General features: G+C 67.3%; 22 protein-coding genes and 1 pseudogene. 14 read left to right on the top strand and 9 right to left on the bottom strand.

Annotation, left to right across the window (positions count from 1 at the left end; translation table 11 throughout):
- Positions 1–75: 75 nt before the first annotated feature.
- Complete coding sequence (locus AB839_RS13545; RefSeq protein ID WP_061479795.1) at positions 76–1,593, bottom strand: MFS transporter; 1,518 nt, start codon at positions 1,591–1,593, stop codon at positions 76–78.
- Positions 1,594–1,700: 107 nt separating this feature from the next.
- On the opposite strand from AB839_RS13545, the pseudogene AB839_RS13540 reads away from it, so the two are divergent.
- Positions 1,701–2,625, top strand: a pseudogene (locus AB839_RS13540) (LysR substrate-binding domain-containing protein).
- A gap of 25 nt (positions 2,626–2,650) precedes the next feature.
- Here the strand turns inward: AB839_RS13540 and AB839_RS13535 are convergent.
- Entirely contained in the window at positions 2,651–3,580 is a 930-nt protein-coding gene (locus tag AB839_RS13535) for a LysR substrate-binding domain-containing protein (protein ID WP_061479767.1), read from the bottom strand.
- A 115-nt stretch (positions 3,581–3,695) separates the two neighbouring features.
- Here AB839_RS13535 and AB839_RS13530 point away from each other — a divergent pair, with 115 nt between their 5' ends.
- Positions 3,696–4,394, top strand: a complete 699-nt coding sequence (locus AB839_RS13530; protein WP_061479766.1) for a glutathione S-transferase family protein — start codon at positions 3,696–3,698, stop codon at positions 4,392–4,394.
- 87 nt (positions 4,395–4,481) lie between these two features.
- Positions 4,482–5,156 (top strand): class I SAM-dependent methyltransferase, encoded by a 675-nt coding sequence (locus AB839_RS13525; RefSeq protein WP_061479765.1) that lies wholly within the window; start codon positions 4,482–4,484, stop codon positions 5,154–5,156.
- Between the two features lie 3 nt (positions 5,157–5,159).
- On the opposite strand, the gene smqnr is transcribed toward AB839_RS13525, so the two are convergent.
- Positions 5,160–5,807: a SmQnr family pentapeptide repeat protein gene (gene smqnr, locus AB839_RS13520; protein ID WP_061479793.1), complete on the bottom strand. Its 648-nt coding sequence runs from the start codon at positions 5,805–5,807 to the stop codon at positions 5,160–5,162.
- A gap of 159 nt (positions 5,808–5,966) precedes the next feature.
- Between smqnr and AB839_RS13515 the strand changes: the two genes are divergently transcribed.
- Positions 5,967–6,743: a DeoR/GlpR family DNA-binding transcription regulator gene (locus AB839_RS13515; protein WP_061479764.1), complete on the top strand. Its 777-nt coding sequence runs from the start codon at positions 5,967–5,969 to the stop codon at positions 6,741–6,743.
- A gap of 11 nt (positions 6,744–6,754) precedes the next feature.
- The gene (locus AB839_RS13510) at positions 6,755–7,888 is read left to right on the top strand and encodes an MFS transporter (protein ID WP_061479763.1); all 1,134 of its coding nucleotides are present in this window, start codon (positions 6,755–6,757) and stop codon (positions 7,886–7,888) included.
- A 9-nt stretch (positions 7,889–7,897) separates the two neighbouring features.
- Here the strand turns inward: AB839_RS13510 and AB839_RS13505 are convergent, their stop codons facing one another.
- The 5 genes from AB839_RS13505 to AB839_RS21235 form a co-directional block, all read right to left on the bottom strand.
- The gene (locus tag AB839_RS13505; protein ID WP_061479762.1) at positions 7,898–9,403 is read right to left on the bottom strand and encodes a PepSY domain-containing protein; all 1,506 of its coding nucleotides are present in this window, start codon (positions 9,401–9,403) and stop codon (positions 7,898–7,900) included.
- A gap of 11 nt (positions 9,404–9,414) precedes the next feature.
- The gene (locus tag AB839_RS13500; protein WP_061479761.1) at positions 9,415–11,553 is read right to left on the bottom strand and encodes a TonB-dependent receptor; all 2,139 of its coding nucleotides are present in this window, start codon (positions 11,551–11,553) and stop codon (positions 9,415–9,417) included.
- Between the two features lie 129 nt (positions 11,554–11,682).
- Positions 11,683–12,078, bottom strand: a complete 396-nt coding sequence (locus AB839_RS13495) for a DUF2946 family protein (RefSeq protein WP_061479760.1) — start codon at positions 12,076–12,078, stop codon at positions 11,683–11,685.
- Between the two features lie 210 nt (positions 12,079–12,288).
- Positions 12,289–12,543 carry a hypothetical protein gene (locus AB839_RS13490; protein WP_005408345.1) on the bottom strand — a complete coding sequence of 85 codons (255 nt, stop codon included), beginning with the start codon at positions 12,541–12,543 and terminating at the stop codon, positions 12,289–12,291.
- A gap of 11 nt (positions 12,544–12,554) precedes the next feature.
- Positions 12,555–12,779, bottom strand: coding sequence for a hypothetical protein (locus AB839_RS21235; protein WP_082783348.1), 225 nt, complete (start codon positions 12,777–12,779; stop codon positions 12,555–12,557).
- A gap of 487 nt (positions 12,780–13,266) precedes the next feature.
- On the opposite strand from AB839_RS21235, the gene AB839_RS13485 reads away from it, so the two are divergent.
- From AB839_RS13485 to AB839_RS13455, 7 genes are all read left to right on the top strand, one after another.
- Entirely contained in the window at positions 13,267–15,603 is a 2,337-nt protein-coding gene (locus tag AB839_RS13485; protein ID WP_061479759.1) for a VapE domain-containing protein, read from the top strand.
- 156 nt (positions 15,604–15,759) lie between these two features.
- Complete coding sequence (locus AB839_RS13480; RefSeq protein ID WP_061479758.1) at positions 15,760–15,987, top strand: hypothetical protein; 228 nt, start codon at positions 15,760–15,762, stop codon at positions 15,985–15,987.
- A 40-nt stretch (positions 15,988–16,027) separates the two neighbouring features.
- Entirely contained in the window at positions 16,028–16,666 is a 639-nt protein-coding gene (locus AB839_RS13475) for a hypothetical protein (RefSeq protein WP_061479757.1), read from the top strand.
- 154 nt (positions 16,667–16,820) lie between these two features.
- Positions 16,821–17,204: a hypothetical protein gene (locus tag AB839_RS13470; RefSeq protein WP_061479756.1), complete on the top strand. Its 384-nt coding sequence runs from the start codon at positions 16,821–16,823 to the stop codon at positions 17,202–17,204.
- 356 nt (positions 17,205–17,560) lie between these two features.
- Positions 17,561–17,989: a Mor transcription activator family protein gene (locus AB839_RS13465; protein ID WP_232460607.1), complete on the top strand. Its 429-nt coding sequence runs from the start codon at positions 17,561–17,563 to the stop codon at positions 17,987–17,989.
- Complete coding sequence (locus AB839_RS13460) at positions 17,986–18,336, top strand: hypothetical protein (protein WP_057501923.1); 351 nt, start codon at positions 17,986–17,988, stop codon at positions 18,334–18,336. Before AB839_RS13465 ends, AB839_RS13460 begins: the two co-directional genes overlap by 4 nt.
- Entirely contained in the window at positions 18,333–18,818 is a 486-nt protein-coding gene (locus tag AB839_RS13455) for a glycoside hydrolase family 104 protein (protein WP_061479754.1), read from the top strand. The genes AB839_RS13460 and AB839_RS13455 overlap by 4 nt, the downstream gene beginning before the upstream one ends.
- A gap of 80 nt (positions 18,819–18,898) precedes the next feature.
- Here AB839_RS13455 and AB839_RS21575 read toward each other — a convergent pair whose 3' ends face one another.
- Positions 18,899–19,099, bottom strand: a complete 201-nt coding sequence (locus AB839_RS21575) for a hypothetical protein (RefSeq protein ID WP_156476667.1) — start codon at positions 19,097–19,099, stop codon at positions 18,899–18,901.
- Between AB839_RS21575 and AB839_RS21570 the strand changes: the two genes are divergently transcribed.
- Both AB839_RS21570 and AB839_RS13440 read left to right on the top strand, forming a co-directional pair.
- Positions 19,098–19,445, top strand: a complete 348-nt coding sequence (locus AB839_RS21570) for a hypothetical protein (RefSeq protein WP_156476665.1) — start codon at positions 19,098–19,100, stop codon at positions 19,443–19,445. The two genes, AB839_RS21575 and AB839_RS21570, sit on opposite strands and share 2 nt — an antisense overlap.
- A gap of 116 nt (positions 19,446–19,561) precedes the next feature.
- Positions 19,562–20,116, top strand: a complete 555-nt coding sequence (locus tag AB839_RS13440; protein ID WP_061479751.1) for a hypothetical protein — start codon at positions 19,562–19,564, stop codon at positions 20,114–20,116.
- The last annotated feature ends 102 nt before the right edge of the window (positions 20,117–20,218 follow it).

Genomic DNA, 20,218 nt, shown 5'->3' with positions numbered 1-20,218 from the left:
ATTAGACCTGGATGGGCATGGGTGGCGTGAGCGGAAGACGACAACGGGATGACGGCGGAGGGGGCGATGAGCCTGCTACGCCGTATGCTCGGCCAACGTGCCTTTGCGTTTCCGCAGCAACAGGTGCAACAACACAGCACACACAGCCGTCAGCAGTGCCAGTACACGCAGCAGTGTTGCCAGCGCCTTGGCGCTGACCTGCTGCAGCTGCTCACCGCTCATCGCCGGCAGCAGTGCCGCCGCCTGGTCGCGGGACCCGCTCGCCAGATAGGCACCGGCGCGTGCCAACGACGAGGGCGATGCCCCATGCAGCTGCTGGTCGGCCAGCATCGCCAGCAGCGCCGTCACTGCGGCCAGGGCGATGCCTTCGCCCGCTACCCGCACGGTTCCGAAGATGCCGGCGGCCATGCCCGCACGCTGTACAGGCACCACGCTCACCGACAGCCCATCCATCAGGCCCCATGGCAAGGCCGTCCCTGCACCGACCAGCATCAGCAACGGCACCCACTGCGAGGGCGACGGCTGCGATGCGTGGCGCGACAACAGGTACAGGCCAGAGGCACAGACCAGCAGTCCCAGCGTGCACAGCCGCGCACTTCCAACGCGCTCCGCCCAGCGCGCAGCCAGCATCGGCAGCACCAGCATCGGCGCGGACAGCGCCAGCATCTGCAGTCCCACCAGCGTCGTGCTCTGGCCATGCACGCCCAGCAGTTGCAGAGGCAACACGACCAGCAGCACCACGTAGCCCAGGCAGGTCGCCACCGGCAGCAGCTGGACGCCGAGAAACGCCGGTTGCCAGAACAGTGAGAGGTCCAGCAACGGGGAAGGATGCAGCCGTTCGGTACAGACGAACGCGCCGCCCAACAGCAGCGTCGCCAACAGCGCCAGCTGCACGCGACCGGCGTGCAGGCCGTACTCGCCCAGCCACAGCAGGGCCAGGGTCAATGCCGCCAGCATCAGGCTGAAGCCCAGCATGCCGGCGATGTCCAGCCGTCCGCGCTCGCCCCGGCTTTCGGGCAACGCGCGCGCGGCCAGTGCGAACGCCGCCAACGTCAGCACACCGCCCGCAGCGAACACGCTGCGCCAGCCCAGCGCCTGCAGCAGCAGGCCCGCGAGCAGCGGCCCCAGCGCCAGGCCCGCACCGAATGTCGTGCCCAGCAGGGCGAAGACACGGGCACGCCTCGGTCCCTGCCAGCCCTGCGCCAGCGCAGCGGTGCCCGAGGCCAGCGCTGCGGCAGCGGCAACGCCCTGCAGAGCGCGCGCCAGATCCAGCCACAGCAGCGTAGGCGACAGGCATACAGCGGCCGTCGCGACGGTGAAGCCGGCCGTGCCCAGCAGGAACATCCGCCGTCGGCCATGGCGATCAGCCAAGCCACCGGCAGCGAGCAGCAGGTTGCCGAAGGTGAGCATGAAGGCGTTGGTCACCCAGGCCAGCGCAGTGGGCGATGCCACTGAGGAGCGGGACAGCACCGGCACCGCGACGGCGCCGGCGGTGAAGGACAACGGCAGCGCCAGCGCGGCCAGGCAAACCGCAAGCAGCGTCCAGCGTTGCGGCGTCTGGGCAGGTACAGGGAGCATCGAAACCGGGGCCATGCGGGCCTCCATCCATCAGGGGCACTGATGATGGGCGGGCCGTTATTCCTGAAAAACAGGCTCTATGGACGTTGATTGCGGCCATATGTTCCGCAATCATGTCGGTCATGGACTCCATCTCTGCCCTGCTCGCCTTCGTCCGAACCGCAGAGGCGGGCAGCATCGTCGGCGCTGCCCGCGTACTCGGCCTGTCCGCCTCGGCGGTAGGCAAGCGCATCGCCCGCCTTGAACAGAACCTGGGCACCCGTTTGTTCCAGCGCACCACCCGCCGCGTGCACCTCACCGACGAAGGCGAACTGCTGCTGCAGCGCTGCCGCCGCGCACTGGATGAACTTTCCGAAGCGCAGGCGGACCTGGCGCAACGACAGCACGCTCCCAGTGGGCTGCTGCGCATCGGCCTGCCCACCATCGGCTACCGCTTCCTGCTGCCGGTGTTGCCCGGATTCCAGCGACGCTACCCCCAGGTGCAGCTGGAACTGGAGTTCAATGACCGCATCGTCGACGTGGTCAGCGAAGGGCTGGACGCGGTGATACGCAGCGGCGAACTGGCCGATTCCAGCCTGACCGCACGGCGACTGGGCGGCTTTCGTTTCATCCTCTGCGCGGCACCGGGGTATCTGAAGGCGCACGGCATTCCCGGCGATGTAGGCGACCTGCGCCTGCACACCGCGCTGCGCTTCCGTTACCCCACCACCGGAAAACTGCATCCGTGGCAGCTGCCGGGCATCGAAGGCGACGCCGGGGCGCGCCTTTCCACGGCGATGACCTGCAACAACATGGAAGCCGTGCTGGCCGCTGCGATCGGTTGCATGGGCCTGGCCTGGATGCCTGACTTCCTCGCCGCCGACGCGCTGGCCGACGGCCGCCTGCAACAGGTGTTGCCCACACTACCTACGCACCAGGGGCAGTTCTCGCTGCTATGGGCCGGTGGGCGCCATCCCAGTGCACGCCTGCGGGTGTTCATCGACTATGCCGTCACGAACCTGTTCCAGGACGCCTCATAAAAAGGGGACGGAGGGGATTAAGTCGTAATCGGCCCTACTGTGCCCGAAACGACCTAATCCCCTCCGTCGCCTTTTTCCCTGGGCGCTGGCGCTGCGTTGAGCTGGTAATGCGCGACCAGCGCATCCACCACCGCGCGCACACCCGGCAACTGTCCACGACGATGCGGCAGCAGCACGCTGGTGGTCACTTCGCCGGCATGCCACGCCGGCAGGACCTGCTGCAGGCGGCCGGCCGCAATCGCTGTGGCACACAGGCTGTGCGGCAACACCGTGATGCCAAGGCCCGCTTCGGCCGCCGCGATCAGCAGCTGCGATTCATTGCCGACCAGCGCAACCTGCGGTTCCACCTGCACGGTGCGGGCGTCGGTGCCGTGCAGTGTCCAGCGCGTTGCGTGGCGCGCCGTCAGCAGGCCGGCATGCGCGCGTAGCTGCTCGGGCGTATCCACTGCTGGCGCGGCTGCCAGATAGCCAGGCGACGCCACCAGCACGATGCGTTCTCTACTCAGCGAGCGCTGCACCAGACCGGAATCCGGTAGCGGACCGAAGTGGCTGCGCAAGGCAATGTCGATGCCTTCCTGCGCCAGGTCGACGAAACGATCACTCACTTCAACTTCGATGCGCAGCCGCGGATAGCGGCGGGCCAACGGGGGCAGGCACACGGCGAGCTCGCCCTGCACCACCGGAATCGAAGCGCTGATGCGCACGGTGCCACTCGGTTCGGCCTGGCGGTCACGGACAATGGCCTCGGCGGACTCCACCTCGGACAACGCCGCGCGTGCGCGATCAAAGAACGCCTGGCCGACTTCGGTCAGCGCGAAGCGCCGCGAACTGCGTTGCAGCAGCCGTACCCCGAGGTGTTCTTCCAGCAGCGCCACGCGCTTGCTCAACGTCGAGCGCGGCAGGCCCAGATGGCGTCCGCCTGCTGCAAAACCGCCCTGCTCCACTGCGGCCACGAACAGGGCCAGATCGTTGAGGTTGAGCATGCGCAACGTCCACAGGTGTGGACTTCAGGATGCCATTCGAACCGCTTCCGGGGCAATGTCCACGCAGGCACGCTTTCCTCACCCGCCGCATCGCGGCTTGAACCGGAAACCTGCCATGACCCCGATCCTCTTCTACGGCGTGCCCTCGGGCTGCTCGTTCGGCTCCATCGTCGCGCTGGAATGGCTGCGCCAGCCGTATCACCTGTGCCGTATCGACATGCCCGGCCAGGTGCAGGGCGAAGACTATCGCCGCCTCAATCCACTGGGCGAAACCCCCACTCTGTGCACCGCGCAGGGCGAACTGCTCAGCGAGAGCCTGGCCATCCTCAACCACCTGGCCGCCAAGGGCGTTGCGCAGGGGCTGGGCTTCGCACAGGGCACCTCCGGCTTCGACCGCCTCAACCACCGGCTGGCCTATCTCAACACCAGCTTCTTCGGTGCCTACGCCCCGCTCTGGCACGCGCTGGAACACGCCGAGGGCGATGACGGCAAGGCGCTGCGTGCCTATGGCACCACCAAGGTGCGCCAGGCCCACCAGGCGCTGGAGCAGATGCTCAGCACAGGCCCGTGGCTGCTGGGCGAGCAGCGCAGCTTCGCCGACGCCTACTTCGCCGGCATCGCCCGCTGGAACGATTACCACCAGGTGGTCGACCGCCGCGAGTTCCCCAGGGTGCAGCAGCTGTTCGAGCGCCTGCAGGACGACGCCGGCGTGCAGTTCGCCCACGCCATCGAAGCACAGCGGCCGGCTACCAGCAGCGGTGGCTTCCTCGGCGAGGTGCGGCTGGAAGACGTGCTTGAGGCCGCGGCGGCCTGAGTCCTGCCCTGCCTGTGCGGCAGCGGCGCGCAATGCCTCTTGCGCGCCGCGCTACAGTGGTATGTCCCCTGCTGCAGGAATCCGCGCATGTCCTCGTTCTCCGACCCGCAGGCCGTTGCCCGCTATGCCGAGGGCCCGCTGCGCCAGGTGCCGGGCTTCCTCGCGCTGCAGCAGATGAGTCGCCTGCTGCTGGCCGAACACGTTCCCGCGCAGGGCCGCGTGCTGGTGCTGGGCGCCGGTGGCGGGCTGGAGCTGAAGGCTTTTGCCGAGGCGCAGCCGGGCTGGCAGCTGCTGGGCGTGGACCCGGCCGCACCGATGCTGGCCCTGGCCGAGCAGACACTGGGCCCGCTGATGTCGCGCGTGCAGTTGCTGGAAGGCTACATCGACGATGCCCCCGACGTGCGCTTCGAAGGTGCCAGCTGCCTGCTGACCCTGCACTTCCTCGACGCCGCGCAGCGCCTGCACACGCTGCGCGAGCTGCACAGGCGCCTGCAGCCCGGCGCGCCGCTGGTGGTGGCCCACCACAGCGTGCCGCAGGATCCGGACGGCAAGCTGCGCTGGTTGCAGCGCTACGCCGCGTTCGCCGAAGCCTCGGGTGTTGCCCACGCCGATGCACAGCGCGCGATCGACGCCATTGCCGAGCGACTGCCACTGCTGGCGCCCGAACAGGAAGTGGCGCTGCTGCAGGAGGCCGGCTTCGACGGCGTGGAGCTGTTCTATGCGGGCTTCAGCTTCAAGGGCTGGGTGGCGTACGCCGGCTGATGCCTACGGCACCACCGTGATGCCGATGCGCTGCATCAACAGCGCCACCTGCTGCACACCCAGCGTGGCGCCACGCAGGTTGGTGCTGCGCAGGTCCAGCTCGCCCAGATCGGAATTGGTCAGGTCGCAGTCGGTGAAGTTGGCGCTGTTCCAGTCGACACCCTCGAACTGGCCACCGGACAGGTCCGAGCCAGCGAAGCTGGCGCCGCTCACGTTTGCACCGTCCCAGCGGTTTTCCCATAGCTCGCACTTTTCCAGCGTGACCCGCGAGAAATTGGCATAGCGCAGGTTCGACTTCTTGATGAAGGCGCTGCAGAACCCGCTGCGCGTGGTGATCTGGTTCATGAAGCTGGCGTTGCTGAAATCCGCACCCTGCGCGCGGCACTCGCTGATCTCCAGGCCCAGCGCCTTGATGAAGTTGAAGTGGCACATGCTGATGTCGCAGCTGCGGAAGCTGGCCTCCTTCAATGTGGCGCCATTGAAGCGGCAGCCGCTGCGGCTGTCGGCATCGTAGAAGCTGCAGTCGATGAACTCGGTGGCGGTCAGGTCGGCACCGGAAAAATCGCACTCATGGAACTGCTGGTCGACCACCTTCTGGCCGGTGTACTGGTCCGCGCCGATGCGCAGCTTGCGGTGAACGGTGCGGGACATCAGGGATTCCATGCCAGGAGTCCCGCCATCATGCCGGGCCGCGAGGGTGATCCATAGACGTGGGCGCGGGCGGATTCACCGGCAGTCCAGCCGCCCCGTGCCCCCCAATACCGGATGCACGGTGTTGCACGTTAATGCACGAACGTGCAGACTTGTGGCATGAGCTCCGATCCCAGCCCCCTCCCCGCCCAGCGCACCCGACAGATCCTGGAGGAACTGCGCCAGCAGGGCCGCGTGGTCGCCGCCGAGCTGGCGCGCCGCTATGCCGTCTCCGAAGATTCGATCCGCCGCGACCTGCGCGAACTGGCCGCACAGGGCCTGTGCCAGCGTGTCTACGGCGGCGCCGTGCTGCCGCCGCCAAAGGAGCGCCCGCTGCGCGAGCGCCTGACCCGCGACCGCGGCGACAAGGCCGAGCTGGCCGCACGCGTGTGCGCGCTTCTGCAACCCGGGCAGGTCGTACTGCTCGACGCCGGTTCAACCAACCTGGCGATCGCCCAGCAGCTGCCGCCCGCGCTCGGGCTGATGGTGATCACCAATGCGCCACAGATCGCCACGGCCGCCAGCATGCTTGAAGGCACCTCGGTGCAGCTGATCGGCGGCCGCCTGGCCAGCGGTGGCGGTGCGGTCGGCGCAGAAGCACTGGCCCAGGTGCAGCGCCTGCGCGCCGACGTGTACCTGCCCGGCCCCTGCGCGGTGGACGGCGATACTGGTGTGTGGGCAATGGATGCAGAAGAGGCCACGCTGAAGCGCGCGATGGTCGCGTGCAGCAGCCGCGTCATCGTCGCCGCCACTACTGAGAAGCTCGGTGCACGCGGCAACTGGCAGATTGCCAGCCTCGACGAGATCGACGACCTGGTGCTCACCACCTCGGCCCCGCCGGCGCTGGCGGCACGCTTCCGCGCCGCAGGCATCGCGGTACACCCCACTCCGCCCTGACCGTACCGCTCATGTCCGTTGCCAACCGCGCGCGTGCCGAACAGCACGCGACCCGCGCTGCGTTCTTCATTCCCGGCTTCGCCACCGCGCTGTGGGCCACCCTGGTGCCGTTCGCCAAGGCGCGCACCGGGATCAACGACGCCACGCTGGGGCTGGTGCTGCTCTGCCTCGGTGCCGGTTCGCTGCTGGCGATGCCGTTGTCCGGCGTGCTCGCCGCGCGCCTCGGTTGCCGGCGGGTGATGGTGGCCAGCAGCCTGCTGATCTGCCTGACCGTGCCCGGCCTGGCGCTGGCCGGTTCGGCCTGGACGCTGGGCCTCGTGCTGTTCGTGTTCGGTGCCGCCGTGGGCGCGATGGACTGCACGATGAACGTACAGGCCGTCATCGTCGAGCGCGACGCACGGCGCGTGATGATGTCCGGCTTCCATGCGTTCTTCAGCATCGGCGGCTTCCTCGGCGCGGCCACCATGACCGTGCTGCTGTCTGCTCACCTGCCTCCCTTGGCGTCCGTGCTGATCGGCGTTGGCGCCATGCTGCTGGTGATGCTGCTGTCGGCGTCGTACTGGCACAGCGAACGGATGCCGCACGACACACCGATGCTGGCCCTGCCACACGGCATCGTGCTGTTCATCGGCGTACTCGCCTTCGTCGCCTTCCTGGGTGAAGGCGCGATGCTGGACTGGAGTGCGGTCTTCCTCAGCGATGTGCGTCGCATCGATGCCAGCCTTGCCGGTATCGGCTATGTGACCTTCACCCTGACCATGACCGTCGCACGACTGTTCGGCGACGCACTGGTGGCACGCGTGGGCCGCCAGCGCGCGATTGTCTTCGGCGCTCTGCTTGCCGCTGCCGGCGTGCTGGTGCTGACCCTGGTCACGCCGTGGCAGGCATCACTGCTCGGCTATGTGCTGGTCGGCCTCGGCTGCGCCAACATCGCACCCGCACTGTTCTCGCTGGCCGGCCACCAGACCCGCATGCCCGGCGCGCTGGCCATCACTGCCGTGTCCACGCTGGGGTTTGCCGGCATCCTTGCCGGACCGGCGCTGATCGGCTTTGCTGCCAACCACTTCGGCCTGATCGCCGCGTTCATCGGCGTGGCCACGGCCTTGTTGCTGGTGGCGATGTCCACGCGTTGGCTGCGGGTGTAGCGCGGCGCATCAACTCCGCCTGCGGCGCAGCTTCATCCGCACGCGCCGGTAGCCGATCACCGTCGCCGTGGCACACAACGCGGTGCCGGCAGCGCTCAGCAGCAGCAACACCGCCAGCCGGGCACCTTCCTGGCGCAGCATCGCCGGCAGATCCCAGCTGTGCAGGAAGTAGAACAACCAGCGCCCCACCCGCTCGCGATGCCCCATCGTCAGCAACGGATCGCCCGTAGCCAGATCGAGATAGACGCGCGTCGCTTCGGCATCACCGAAGTCCACCACGGCCACCGGGAAGCGGCGCACTGCTGCGCCGTTCATGGCTTCCGGTGCACGCGGATAGAAGTAGGCATCCGCTGTCTGCTGCACCACGAAGCCCTGCATGGGCGCAGCGGACAGCGCCCGCGCCTTCTGCTGCAGCCACGCGGCCGGCAGCAAGTGCGCAACCTGCAGATGCTCGTCGCTGCCGGACACGATGCGGGTCTCGCCCTGCCCGTCCAGCAGCACCGCGAACAGCTCACCACCGATCCGTCGCCACTGGATCTCCACCGGCCGGAAGCGCTCGGCATCGGCCACCGCCAGAAGCTTTGCCGGCTCACCCAACACGCCATCCACCGCCACCGCGCCGCCACGATAGCGCCCACCGTCGATCGCAGCATGCGTGCTGCTGAAGACGCCCAATGGATTCATCGACATCAGGCCGCTGAAAATCCAGGTGAACACGAAGGCCGCGGCACACAATCCGATCAGATGGTGCCAGCGCATCCACGACTCCACGTACGGCGTCTTCGCACCGGAACGATAGTGCCCACGGAAACGCCAGCGCCACACTCCCACCACGATGCCGCTGATCGCCGCCACGGTGCACAGCGCGGACAGCACGATCACCACCCACGTCCACACAGGGTCCACCGACTGCATGCGCAGGAAGTACAGCCAGTGCAGCCAGGCGCCCACATAGTTCCAGCGCTGCTGCACATGCGGGGCGTCCAGCACCACTTCGCCGGTACGCGAGGACACGTACAGGTAGCCCGGCTGCGCGCCGCCCACCTCCACCCGATACAGCGGTCGATGCACATCCAATGCGCGCGAATGCGTCCAGCGGTCCTCCTCCACGCGCATCGCACCCACAAAGGCCGGGCCTCCGGCGAACTGTGCAGCGGATGCTTCGGCGCGCTGTGCCGACACCAGCAGCAGCGCCTGGCCGGTCACGGCAGACCAGGCGCCCACGTTGCTGCCACTTCGCACCACATAGGCAGGCGCTCCACGCAGCGTGGTCAACGCCACAGCCTCCGGCTGGGCCTGCACGGCGGCAGGCAGTACCGACAGCCCCTGCAGGTCGCGGGCCTCACCCAGCACCGGCAACGCCGCCAGCCGCTCGCCGGGCGTCAGCTTCGGGTAACCAATGAACAGCATCACCATGCCGCTGACGAACCACAGCAGCATCAGCAGGCATCCGCCGATGCCCAGCCAGCGATGCACCAGGTAGGTCCAGCGCTTGGCGGTGGAACGCAACGTCATCGCCAGCGCCCTCAGAAGCGATGGTCGACGGTGAATTCGACGCGCCGGTCCGCCCCCAGCAGCCACTGGGTGCTGGTGTAGTACGCGGTGGCGTAGTACGCCTTGTCGAACACGTTGAACAACCGCGCGGACAGCCGCGTGCGCGGTGCCGCCTGCCAGGTCAGTGCCAGATCGGTGGTGCTGTAACCGGGCAGCTCCAGTGTATTGGCGTTGTCAGCATAGCGCTTGCCGACGTAGCGAACGCCACCCGCCGCATTCCAGTCCGGTGCGAACTGCCAGCCCAGCCACACACTGGCCAGGCGCTCGGCTACGTTCGGCGGCACGTTGCCATCACGCGATACCAGCACCGCCGGCGAACCCGTGGTTTCCAGGAAGTCCTCGAATTCGGCCGTCAGCACCGTCGCGTTGGCATCCAGCGTCCAGTGCGGCGCGACATTCCAGGTCAACGACGCTTCAATACCGCGCGAGGTCTGCGCGCCCACCTGCACGCGGCGATCCGGCACCAGCGGATCGCGGCTGAGCAGCCCGGTCTTGCGGATGCGGTACGCCGCCAGCGTCCACTCGCCACCGTCGAAGGCCTGCTTCAGGCCCACCTCGATCTGCCGGCCCTTGGCCAGGTCGAAGGCACCGTTGGCCGGGCTGATCATCAACAGGCCACTGACCGGGTCCGCCGCCTGCGAGTACTGCGCATACAGGCTCAGCGTCGGCTGCAGCGCAAATACCGTGCCTGCACGCCAGCCGGTGCTACTGTAGGTCTTCGAGAACGCCTTCTGGCCACTGATCAGATCGGTGCGATCGATGCGCGCGCGGTCGTGGCGCAGCCCACCCAGCACCGACCAGCGCTCGCTCAGCGCCAGCCGGTCTTCCGCGAAGAGCGCGTACTGTTCGGCACGGTTGCGATAGCGCGGCAGGTTCGGCGCATCGCTGGCGAACTGCCCCGGCACCGGATGGAACGGATCGACCGGGCCGGAGCTGCCGGTGTAGGTGTTGTTGGTGTGCTTGAAGTGCGCGCGGTTGGCATCCAGGCCCACGGCAAAACTGTTCTGCAGGTCACCCACGCTGCCCTGCACGCGCAGCGTCGAGGTCAGCCCCGTCTGGTCCTGGTTGTGGGTGATCTGGGTGTTGCCCGAGCGGTCGACCAACCCGGTAGCGCGGTTGTAGACATAGGCCTCGGCATTGCGCCAATCACGCTGGCTGTCGATCTGGTAGACGCGCGTGCGCCATTCCACGTTCGCGTTCGGTGTCCACAGCGCGTCGAGCTGGGTCCAGCGGTCGCGGAAGCGGATCTCGCTGTCGTCCACGTTGTAGTTGCGGTGGCGCAGCGCCTCCAGCTGGCGGCCCTCGACCAGCGGCGTGCCGAAGTAGCGCATCGGCTGCTGGTAGCCCTGCGCATGGGTGAGCGTCAGCTGCAGGTCCGGGCGAGCCTGCCACAGCAACGCACCGGAGAACGTCGCATCGCTGTTGCGGCCACGGTCGACCCAGCCACCGCTGTAGTTGCCACTCACATCCAGCCGGTAGGCCAGCCCGGGCGTCAGCGCGCCACCACTGCCGAAGCCCAGCCGCGCGGTGTCCTCGCTGCCCACGGTCATGCTGATCTCGTTTTCGATGGCACCGCGCGAGGGCTTCTTCGGCACGATATTGATCACGCCGCCAATCGCCCCGTCGCCATGGATGACCGAGGCCGGGCCGCGCAGCACTTCGATGCGCTCGATCGACCAGGTATCGAACGGGAAGGTGATGCCCACGCCGCCGTACTGGCGCAGCCCGTCGTACAGCCGCATCACCGAGGCACCGTCCGTGAAGCCGCGACTGGACAGCGCACTCAGGCCATTGCCCGGGTGCGGCATCGCACTGATCGCACCCGCCCGGCTGATCGCATCGTTGAGGTTGCTGTCGCCGCGCTGCTCCAGTTGCTCGCGCGAAATCACGGTCAGGCTCGCCGGCGTCTGCAGCACGCTCAGGCCCAACGCAGAGCCGGCGCTGGCGGTGGAGGACAGCTCGCCGCTGCGGGTATCGACCACCCGCACGGTATCCAGCGTGGTCGGGGGTGCCGCGTCGGCGGCAAGGGCAGAAGCGGAGTGCAGCAGCAACGCGCAAGCGACAGGCAGCGTCGCCCGGCGCAGGTACGCGGGGTTGGGGTTCGTTTTCATTTTTTCACGGCATGCAAGGCCACCCCGCAATGGCAGGGCAGCAATCAGAAAGGGACAGACACGCGCGTGCGGGCAGCGGCCGTGGCCGGCAACCTCATGGAAAAACGTTCAATGCAACGCGCGTGCGGCTCAGGCGGCCATGAAGGCCGGTGGCCCGCGCGCTCCCAATGTGCCGCTGATCCGTTGCGGCAACGTCCGTACCGCACCGCGCAGCGCGCGGCACACCTGTGCCATCGGCGCCAACAGCAGCACTGCCGCCACCAGCAGGGTGATCAGCCGCGCAGCGATCAGGCAGTAATCGCAGTCCACACCCATCTCATGGTCGGCGTGTGGATCGGCAGCCGGCTTCGCTTTCGATTCCCCGTGCTGCATTGCCATCGCGTGATGGTCGTGGTGCCCTTCCATCGCGTGCTGCGCATGCTCTGCGTGCATCGCGTGATTCATGGCTGCCACCGGTGCGGTGGTCGCAACGTGGCCATGCGCCAGCCAGCGGCTCACCAGTGGGGCGAGCAGCACCAGCAGCATGGCAAGCCATGCCAGGACCTGGAACCGGCGGTGGAGGACAGAACGACGCACACCCCCATTCTACGGGGGGATGACCAACCTTGGACCATGTTCAGGGTTTCCAGAAAGATGGTGCGACGTTATGACGCAGCCTCGGACGCAGGCGCTCTCCATGGCCCCAGGGGGGACGGAAGGCGACCTTACGGCCCCTTCCGTCCCCGCATCGCATTGCTAGAACCGCGCGGGCTGCTGCACCGCACGTTCCAGGAACATGACGCCCGCCTGCAGGCTGTTGCGGGCGTTCTCCAACCAGCGTTCCGGATCGGCCACCGCGAATCGCTCCTGTGCATCCACATCACCCGAATCGGCCAGGTCGGCCAACTGCAGATGGATGTGGTTCTCCACCAGGCTCACCAGCACGGCGAGCTCGGCCGACAATCCGGCGATGCGTTCGGTGAAGCCAGCGTCGTTGCTGTTCAGAGACATGTCCCCTGTTCCTATGCGTTGCGGTGTTGATGGATGGCTTCGAAACGCTCGGCACAGGCAGGCCCACAGAACAGCCTGGCCGGATCGTTGTCGAAGTCTTCGCTGCAGTCCGGGTTGTGGCATTCCCCAATGGGTGAGAGAGGAGCAACGTTGCTGGCCCGCGTTGCGTGCCGGGCCAATGCGCGTTGCAGATGGCGCGCTTCAAATTCCTGCGCTTCGTCGATGGTGTCCGTCATGCCAGCTGTATTTTATCGGGGGGTGGTCGCACCGATTGAGAACGCCGCGACGACAGTGGAAAACGCGGGCTCGGCATCGGATCGGCGTTCGCAGTTGCAGTGGATTTCAGGCATGCAGGCTCCTTGTGCATGGGTGCCCCGAGGGGCGGTGGATTGAAACGAAGGGCCGTCTCTGACGGCGATCGCATCATCGGAAAAGCGGTTCTCGCCAACTGCGACGCAACGTCGCGCAGGCGACGATCTGCGCACGTCATCGCAGATCCATCGCCCGCTGACAGTTTTCATCCGGACCAGGGATGCAAGGTACTGGAAGGTGTTGCAAATGGTGTCACTTTCCGACACCATGATCACGTCATCTCCCTCCACCTTGCCCTGGCCACGTCGCGTTGGTCCGCCGTCGCGTGGCCGGCACACGGCAGGCATTGCACAGCGCATTGGCCACTACCCGCTGCGGTGGACCGATCCACGTTCCAAGGGGCCCCGTCGAATGCACACACCGCACCCAGCGCAGGACATCGTTCCGGCGTTCCTGCAGGCCATGCACGCGCATGGCATCGTGCCGGATGCACGTGGCCGCGACGCACTCAACGCCGATGGCACGCTGGTGCGCTTCCATGTGGAAGGCGACCGCCATGGCACCCGCAATGGCTGGGCCGTGTTGTTCGGAGACCACGTGCCGGCCGGTGAGTTCGGCAGCTGGCGCACTGGCAGCCGCCATGCCTGGTGTGCGAAGCCGGAAACCACACTGAGTGCTGCCGAACAGCGCACGATCCGGCAACGCCAGGAAGTCGCCCGTACCGAACGGGAACGGCAGCAGCGCGAACGAGAGGAGGCCGCAGCCAAGGCCGCCAACGTATTGTGGAACCGCGCCCTGCCCGCAGACGTGCACCATCCCTACCTGATGCGCAAGGGTATCCACGCGCATGCGCTGCGTGTGGCGGCATGGCCCGTGCGCAACAGCGACGGCCTGGTCTTCCGCTACATCGACAATGCCCTGCTGGTGCCGGTGATGAACGCCACGGGCCGGATCGTCTCGCTGCAGGCGATCTTTCCGCGCACGGATCCGGCACTCGGCCGCGACAAGGACTTTCTCAGCGGAGGCCGCAAACAGGGCTGCTTCCACGTCATTGGCAAGCCGCTGCCTGGACAGCCGATCGCCATCGCCGAGGGCTACGCCACGGCGGCGTCAATCCACCAGGCCACGGGCGGGTGCGTGGTGGTGGCCTGGGACGCAGGCAATCTCGCTGCGGTCGCCCGTGCCTGGCGCAGCGCGGTTCCCGATGCCGACTTCGTCATCTGTGCCGACAACGACCGATGGACCCGGCAACCGCTGGACAATCCCGGTGTCACCCACGCCACTCGCGCTGCCGCAGAGATCGACGCGCGCGTGGTGTGGCCCGAGTTCGCCGCGCTGCACGACGACGATGACCGCCCGACCGACTTCAACGATCTGCACCTGCGCGAAGGGCTGGAGGCAGTGCGCACCCAACTGCTCCCTCGGCCGCCTGCCATTACCGAGGAAGACACTGCGGAAGAGGATGCGCCATCGTCGTCCAACGCACGCTACCAGGTACCCGGCAACCTGTCCGCATTCGATGCCTTTACTCCGTTCCCCGACACCGGCGCGCGCGGACGCCCGCTGCCGACCGCGCGCAATCTGGCCGAGCTGTGCCGGCGCACCGGCGTCACCGTGCGCTACAACGTCATCCGCAAGGATCTGGAGATCCTGGTCCCGGGGCTTCAGAGCACGGTCGACAATGCCAAGGAGGTGGCTGCCGGTGAAGTGATGGACTGCATGCACCGCGCCGGCATGGCCATCGCCAGCTTCGAGACCAACCTGTGCCAGGTCGCCGAGGCCAATCCGTACAATCCCGTCGCCAGCTGGATCACCTCACGGCCCTGGGATGGCCAGTCCCGCCTGCAGGCGTTCTTCGACACCGTGCAGGAAGCTCAACCCACGCGCATGGCCGACGGCCGCATCCTGAAGGAAGTGCTGATGCGTCGCTGGCTGATCTCCGGCGTGGCCGCGGCGTTTGAGCCGGACGGCGTGGTGGCGCGTGGTGTGCTGACCTTCGTTTCGAAGCAGAACCTGGGCAAGACGCGCTGGGCACGGCAACTGGCACCGGCCGAGCTGCAGTTGATCGCCGATGGCGTGGTGCTCGATCCGGCCAACAAGGACAGCATCAAACAAGTCATCTCCAAGTGGATCGTGGAACTGGGCGAAGTCGACGCCACGTTCCGTCGCACCGATATCGCTGCGCTGAAGTCGTTCATCTCACGCAGCCACGACGAGATCCGCCGCCCGTATGCGCGCACGGAATCCCGCTATGCGCGGCGCACCATCCTGTTCGCCAGCGTGAATGACGAGCGCTTCCTGCGCGACGCCACCGGCAACACCCGCTGGTGGACTGTGCATGCCGTGGGCCTGGGCGAACCGGCACGGATCGACATGCAGCAGGTGTGGGCCGAAGCCCATGCGCTCTACTGCGACGGCGAGACCTGGCACCTGTCCAGCGAGGAACTGGATGCGCTGAACGCCACCAACAGCGAGCACGAACCGATCTCTCCGATCGCCGAGCTGATCGACCGCTACTTCGACTGGTCCGTCCCTGCCGTGCAGTGGAGCGCACAGTACCGTGCCACCGAGATTGTCATCGCGGTCGGCATCGACAAGCCGAACCGCCGCGAGGTCAACGAGGCCGCCGCCTATGTGGTCAAGCGCCATGATGTGCGCACGAAGGTGGTCGGCAAGGAACGGGCCAAGGTCTGGTTGATGCCACCGCGAAAGCTCAACCTCGCCGGGCACGCAGCCGGTCCGTTCTGATGCCATGAATCCATGACGGCCATCAGATCGACCGCAGCAGCGCTGAGTGTCACCTCGCCCAATTGGGATGACAGTAGATGAAAGGTGTTGACGAGGACGGTCCACAGAGGCAGGATATCCGTATCGGCTTCGCCACCTTCCAGGAGCGCTTCCGCCATGCCTCGTCCCCGACTGCATGCCTTCGAAGGTGAGCAGCTGACCGTGCAGCAGATCCACCAGCGGGTACCGGTGCTTTCCGAACGCACCATCCGCGACCACCTTGCTGCCGGCCGCCGTACACGTTCCGCCATGCTGAGCTTCGACCCGATCGCGGCGGCTGCCCGAGGTGGTCGCATCACCCAGCGCATCCTGCGCGCACGCAGCACGGCCGGTCGCGATTCCTGACCCGCCCGCACTGCCGAATTTTCCCAGGAGTAGATTCCGCATGATTCCCGCCTCCCTCGACAGCGGCCATCGCATGATTGCCGACACGCTGGCTGCGTTCCGTACCGGCCCCGCTCTGGGCAGCATCGCGCTGAGAGCGGCTCCGCAAGCGCGTCCTCCGCTCTATATCGGCATCGCCGGCGGCAGGCGGGCCGGCAAGGACACCCTCGCCAACGGACTGGCCTCGGCACTGGCACTACCCTGCGACAGCTTCGCCGCCCCGCTACGGCAGTTCGTCGCCTCCCTCCTCGGGTTGTCGCTGCGTGAACTGGACAACCGCAAGGAGGACGCCATCGACTGGCTGGCTGAATTCACTCCACGCCACCTGATGCAGGCCGCCGGCATCGAATGGGGGCGTGATCGCGTCCATCCCGAGCTGTGGGTACGTTCGCTGTTCGCACGCCTGCCAGCGGGCGGCCTGGTACCTGATGTCCGCTTCGCCAATGAAGCACATGCGATCCGCCGCCGCGGCGGTGTCGTGATCCGCGTCAACCGCCCGGGCCATGGTATCCATCAGACCCACACCAGCGAGCAGCCACTGCCCGATGAACTGATCGACATCGAGGTGAGCAACGACGGTAGCCAGGCCGATCTGGTACGCAGGACGCTGGACCAGCTGCTGTCGCGCGGCGTGATCTGAGCCTGGAGCAAGGCCGCGTTGCCCTGCCGCGTGCCCTGTCCCGCCCGCAGGTTCCGACCCATCGTCGGCGAAAATGATGTAAGGTCGTCCCCCATCACCGACGACACCTGTCGTCACCCCGCATCCCCAACCCCGTTCGCAAAGAGGAAATGCCATGGAGGTCGAACAGTTCACGTCGACGCGCCTGAAGGCCATCGAGTTGTTCAAGTCCCAGCCCAAGGGCGGCAAGGACACCGTGAGCCTGGACGCGATCTTCATCTCGCTGTGCTCGCAGGCCAACGCCCAGAGCGACGCCGGCAGCGCCAGGCAGGCACGGACCGCCGCACGCCCCGGCAGCCAGCAGCCGCCCGCGCCGTGGTTCACCGAAACCCTCGCTGCCTTGAAGGGCAAGGGCGAGTCGATCACCGTGGCGCGTTTCCTGATGTTCGCCAACCGCTTCCCGGTCAAGCGCATGGACCAGGTCAATGCCGCCCGCTGGCTGCGCGACGCGGGCTACATCCCGCGCAAGACCGGCGGCAACCTGGTGTTCGACCTTTGATCCAGCTCCACCTGCAGTTCTGAAGCCCCGGCATCGTCCGGGGCTTTTTCGTTTCAGGGCCCGCTCGCCTGCATGAGGACGGCCCACGGGGCGTCGTCCTCACCCTGTACCTGCCGCATCTCCTTGATCTGCTCTTCCTTCCGCCTTGTGAGGACCACGAGTACGAAAGGAGGGGAAAACATCGGTGGCAACAGCCAGCGGTTGCAAGGCATCACACCGCGCCCAGCAGCACTCCTCACCCGTCCTCGCGGCGCCGATGAATGTCTTCAGCACACACGACCGAAAGTAGATGAAAGGTGTTGACTGAAAGGGCGGGATGGCAACAGTGGAGATCAATGCCACTGACGACATCCTTCATGAACGCCCTGCCCGACAGCATCCAGACCCTGGCCGAGGTCATCGGCGAATCCGCAGCCCTCACGCTGGTGCGTGCATGGCCGCCGACCACCTCCAGCACCACCGGCCGCCACCGCGTCATCGTCTACGTTCCATCCACCCTGCCTGATCAGCATCGCCTGATCGACATCCTCGGCCACGACGTCGCCCAGCGGCTGGTCGCGCATTTCGGTGGCGAGCTGCTATTCCTGGCCTCCTGCTTTGCCGCCGGGGCGCACGAACGCCGCGATCAGATCGCGCGTGCCGTGGCCAGCGGCATGCCGCGCGAACATGTTGCACGTGAGTTCGGTGTCTCGCAGACCACCATCAAGCGCGCCCTGCGCGGTGCCCGCTCCGCGCCACCGCCGGCGGTCCACCCGGCCCTGCTCAAGGGATACGCGCGCGCATGAACGAAAGCGACCTGCTGGCCGGTGTACCGGACTGGGCCAAGTACCTGGGGGGAACCTCGGGCGTGCTGATCGCGGTATCGCTGTGGCTGCGCCAATGGTTGTCGTCGGCCAAGGTCGACCGTACCGCCGACGAAGCCACCAGCAACACGCTGCGCACCCTGCAGGAGCAGCTTGCCGCCGAACGCACCCGCGCCGACGGCCTGATGCACGAACGCGAGGCAATGGCACAGGAGATCGGCCAGCTGCGCGGCGAGGTCAGCGCCCTGCGCGCACAGATCGTCCAGCAGAGCGTGCAGATAGATGCGCTGCTCGCGCTGGTGCGCAAGCAGCCGGGAGCCGCCGCATGACGGCCGCCGCAGCCAGCGCCCTCGGCGGCGCCAATGTGGTCGCATTCCTGGACATGCTGGCCGTGTCCGAAGGCACCGACATCCCCAGCCAGCGCTCGCGTGACCGTGGCTACGACGTGATCGTCGGAGGCCAACTGTTCAACGACTACCGCGACCATCCCCGCGTGCTGGTGTCGCTGCCACGCTGTGGCATCAAATCCAGCGCCGCCGGCCGCTACCAGTTTCTTCGCAGCACCTGGGACGACCTGCGCGCGCGCCTCGGCCTGCCCGATTTCGGCCCGGTCTCGCAGGATCGCGCGGCGGTCGCCCTGCTTAGGCAGTGCGGGGCCTACGAGCTGATCCGGCTGGGACGTTTCGATGCCGCCATCACCGCGGCCCGGCGCATCTGGGCGTCGCTGCCCGGTGCCGGCTATGGGCAGAAGGAACATGCGCTGGAAACACTGCGCGTGGCCTACCACGCCGCCGGCGGAGCCCTGCAATGACGCCCCTCGCCCTGCGGTTCCGAATCGGCCTGCTGGTCCTAGCCGGAAGCCACGCAGGCTGCGCCTGGCTGGGGTGGACGCTACGGGACCGCAGCGCAGACCTCGCCGTTACCAGCACCCAGGCCGCACAGCAGGCATCGCGCGCTGATACGGCGCAGGCCGCCCATCAGCGGGACCTCGCCAACGCCCGCGCCGGTGCTCGGGCCGAATCGCAGCGCTTGGCCATGCAGGCCCAGCGCACCCGGCAGTTCAACACCCTGCAACAGGACATCGAGACCCATGCCAAGACGCCTGGCCGTGATCGCGGCGACGCTGATGCTGAGTTCGTGCGCATCTGGCGCGAAGCCAACGCCGGCCGCGCCCTGCCTCGTTGATCTCAGCATCGCACCGGCGCAGTTGCGTGCGCCGGACGAGCTGCCAGACCTGCAGGCAGCTACTGATGATGCACTGCTGCGCAATCACGTTGCGGTCGCGCGGCAGTACCACGCGCTGGCCGATCAACTGCGAGCGCTGCTGTGCAGCCTCGGCAGTCAGCGCGGCATCACCCTCAACGGCTCGGCACCGGTAGCGCCTCCAGGCTGCGGCGTCGCCGCCGGCAACAACCACGGCGCCGCGCCGGCCTTCTGACCCCGCCGCGGGCGGCCACGCCTGCAATGCCGTGCCCATCCGGTGATGGCAACACTGGCTGCAGACCGCGCGTGCCACGCGGCCACGCCCTTCCACCATTCACTACATGAGCTGATATGGCGACTGACTCCCCCTCTCCGACGCTCGACACACTGCACGGCGCCATCGAAACCGCCATCCGCGCACGCTTTCCGGACTTCGCAACCGTCGAGTTCTATCGCGAGGCCAGCACCGAAGGCATGCCCACACCGGCCTGCCTGCTGGCACTGACCCGCTGTGACCGCAGCCGGGAAGGCAATGACGGCAGCGGACTGCTGCAGGCGGTACTGCGTTTCGAGGCACGCATCGTCGTGGCGGCCGGTAGCACCGCCGGCGCGCTGCAACTGCGCAATGCCGCGATTGCATTGGCCACCTGGCTGCACCAGCTCGGCCGCTTCCAAGGTGCCTCCAGCGGTGCGATCGACGTAATCGCGGCCCTGCCCGAAGACGCCGCAACCGCACAGGCCGGCCTGCGCAGCTGGGTCGTCGAATGGTCACTGCCGGTCGCGCTGGGCGACAACGCCTGGGACGATGAAGGAGGCGTAGTGCCACAGGCGTCCTACAGCTTCGCGCCAGAGATCGGCCGTGCCCATGTAGCGCGCTACCAGCCCCTGCCGGAACGCGCACCATGAGCGCCGAACACGCACGTTTGATCGGCAACCTGCTGATGATCGGTGTGATACGCGAGCTGGACGAGGCGAATGGGCGTGTTCGCGTCGATGCCGACGGCATGC

Origin of the sequence: Stenotrophomonas sp. DDT-1, assembly GCF_001580555.1 — a bacterium.
GTDB classification, from domain to species: domain Bacteria; phylum Pseudomonadota; class Gammaproteobacteria; order Xanthomonadales; family Xanthomonadaceae; genus Stenotrophomonas; species Stenotrophomonas sepilia.
The sequence above is the reverse complement of the archived record's forward strand: the minus strand, read 5'-3'. Positions and strand labels throughout refer to the sequence as shown.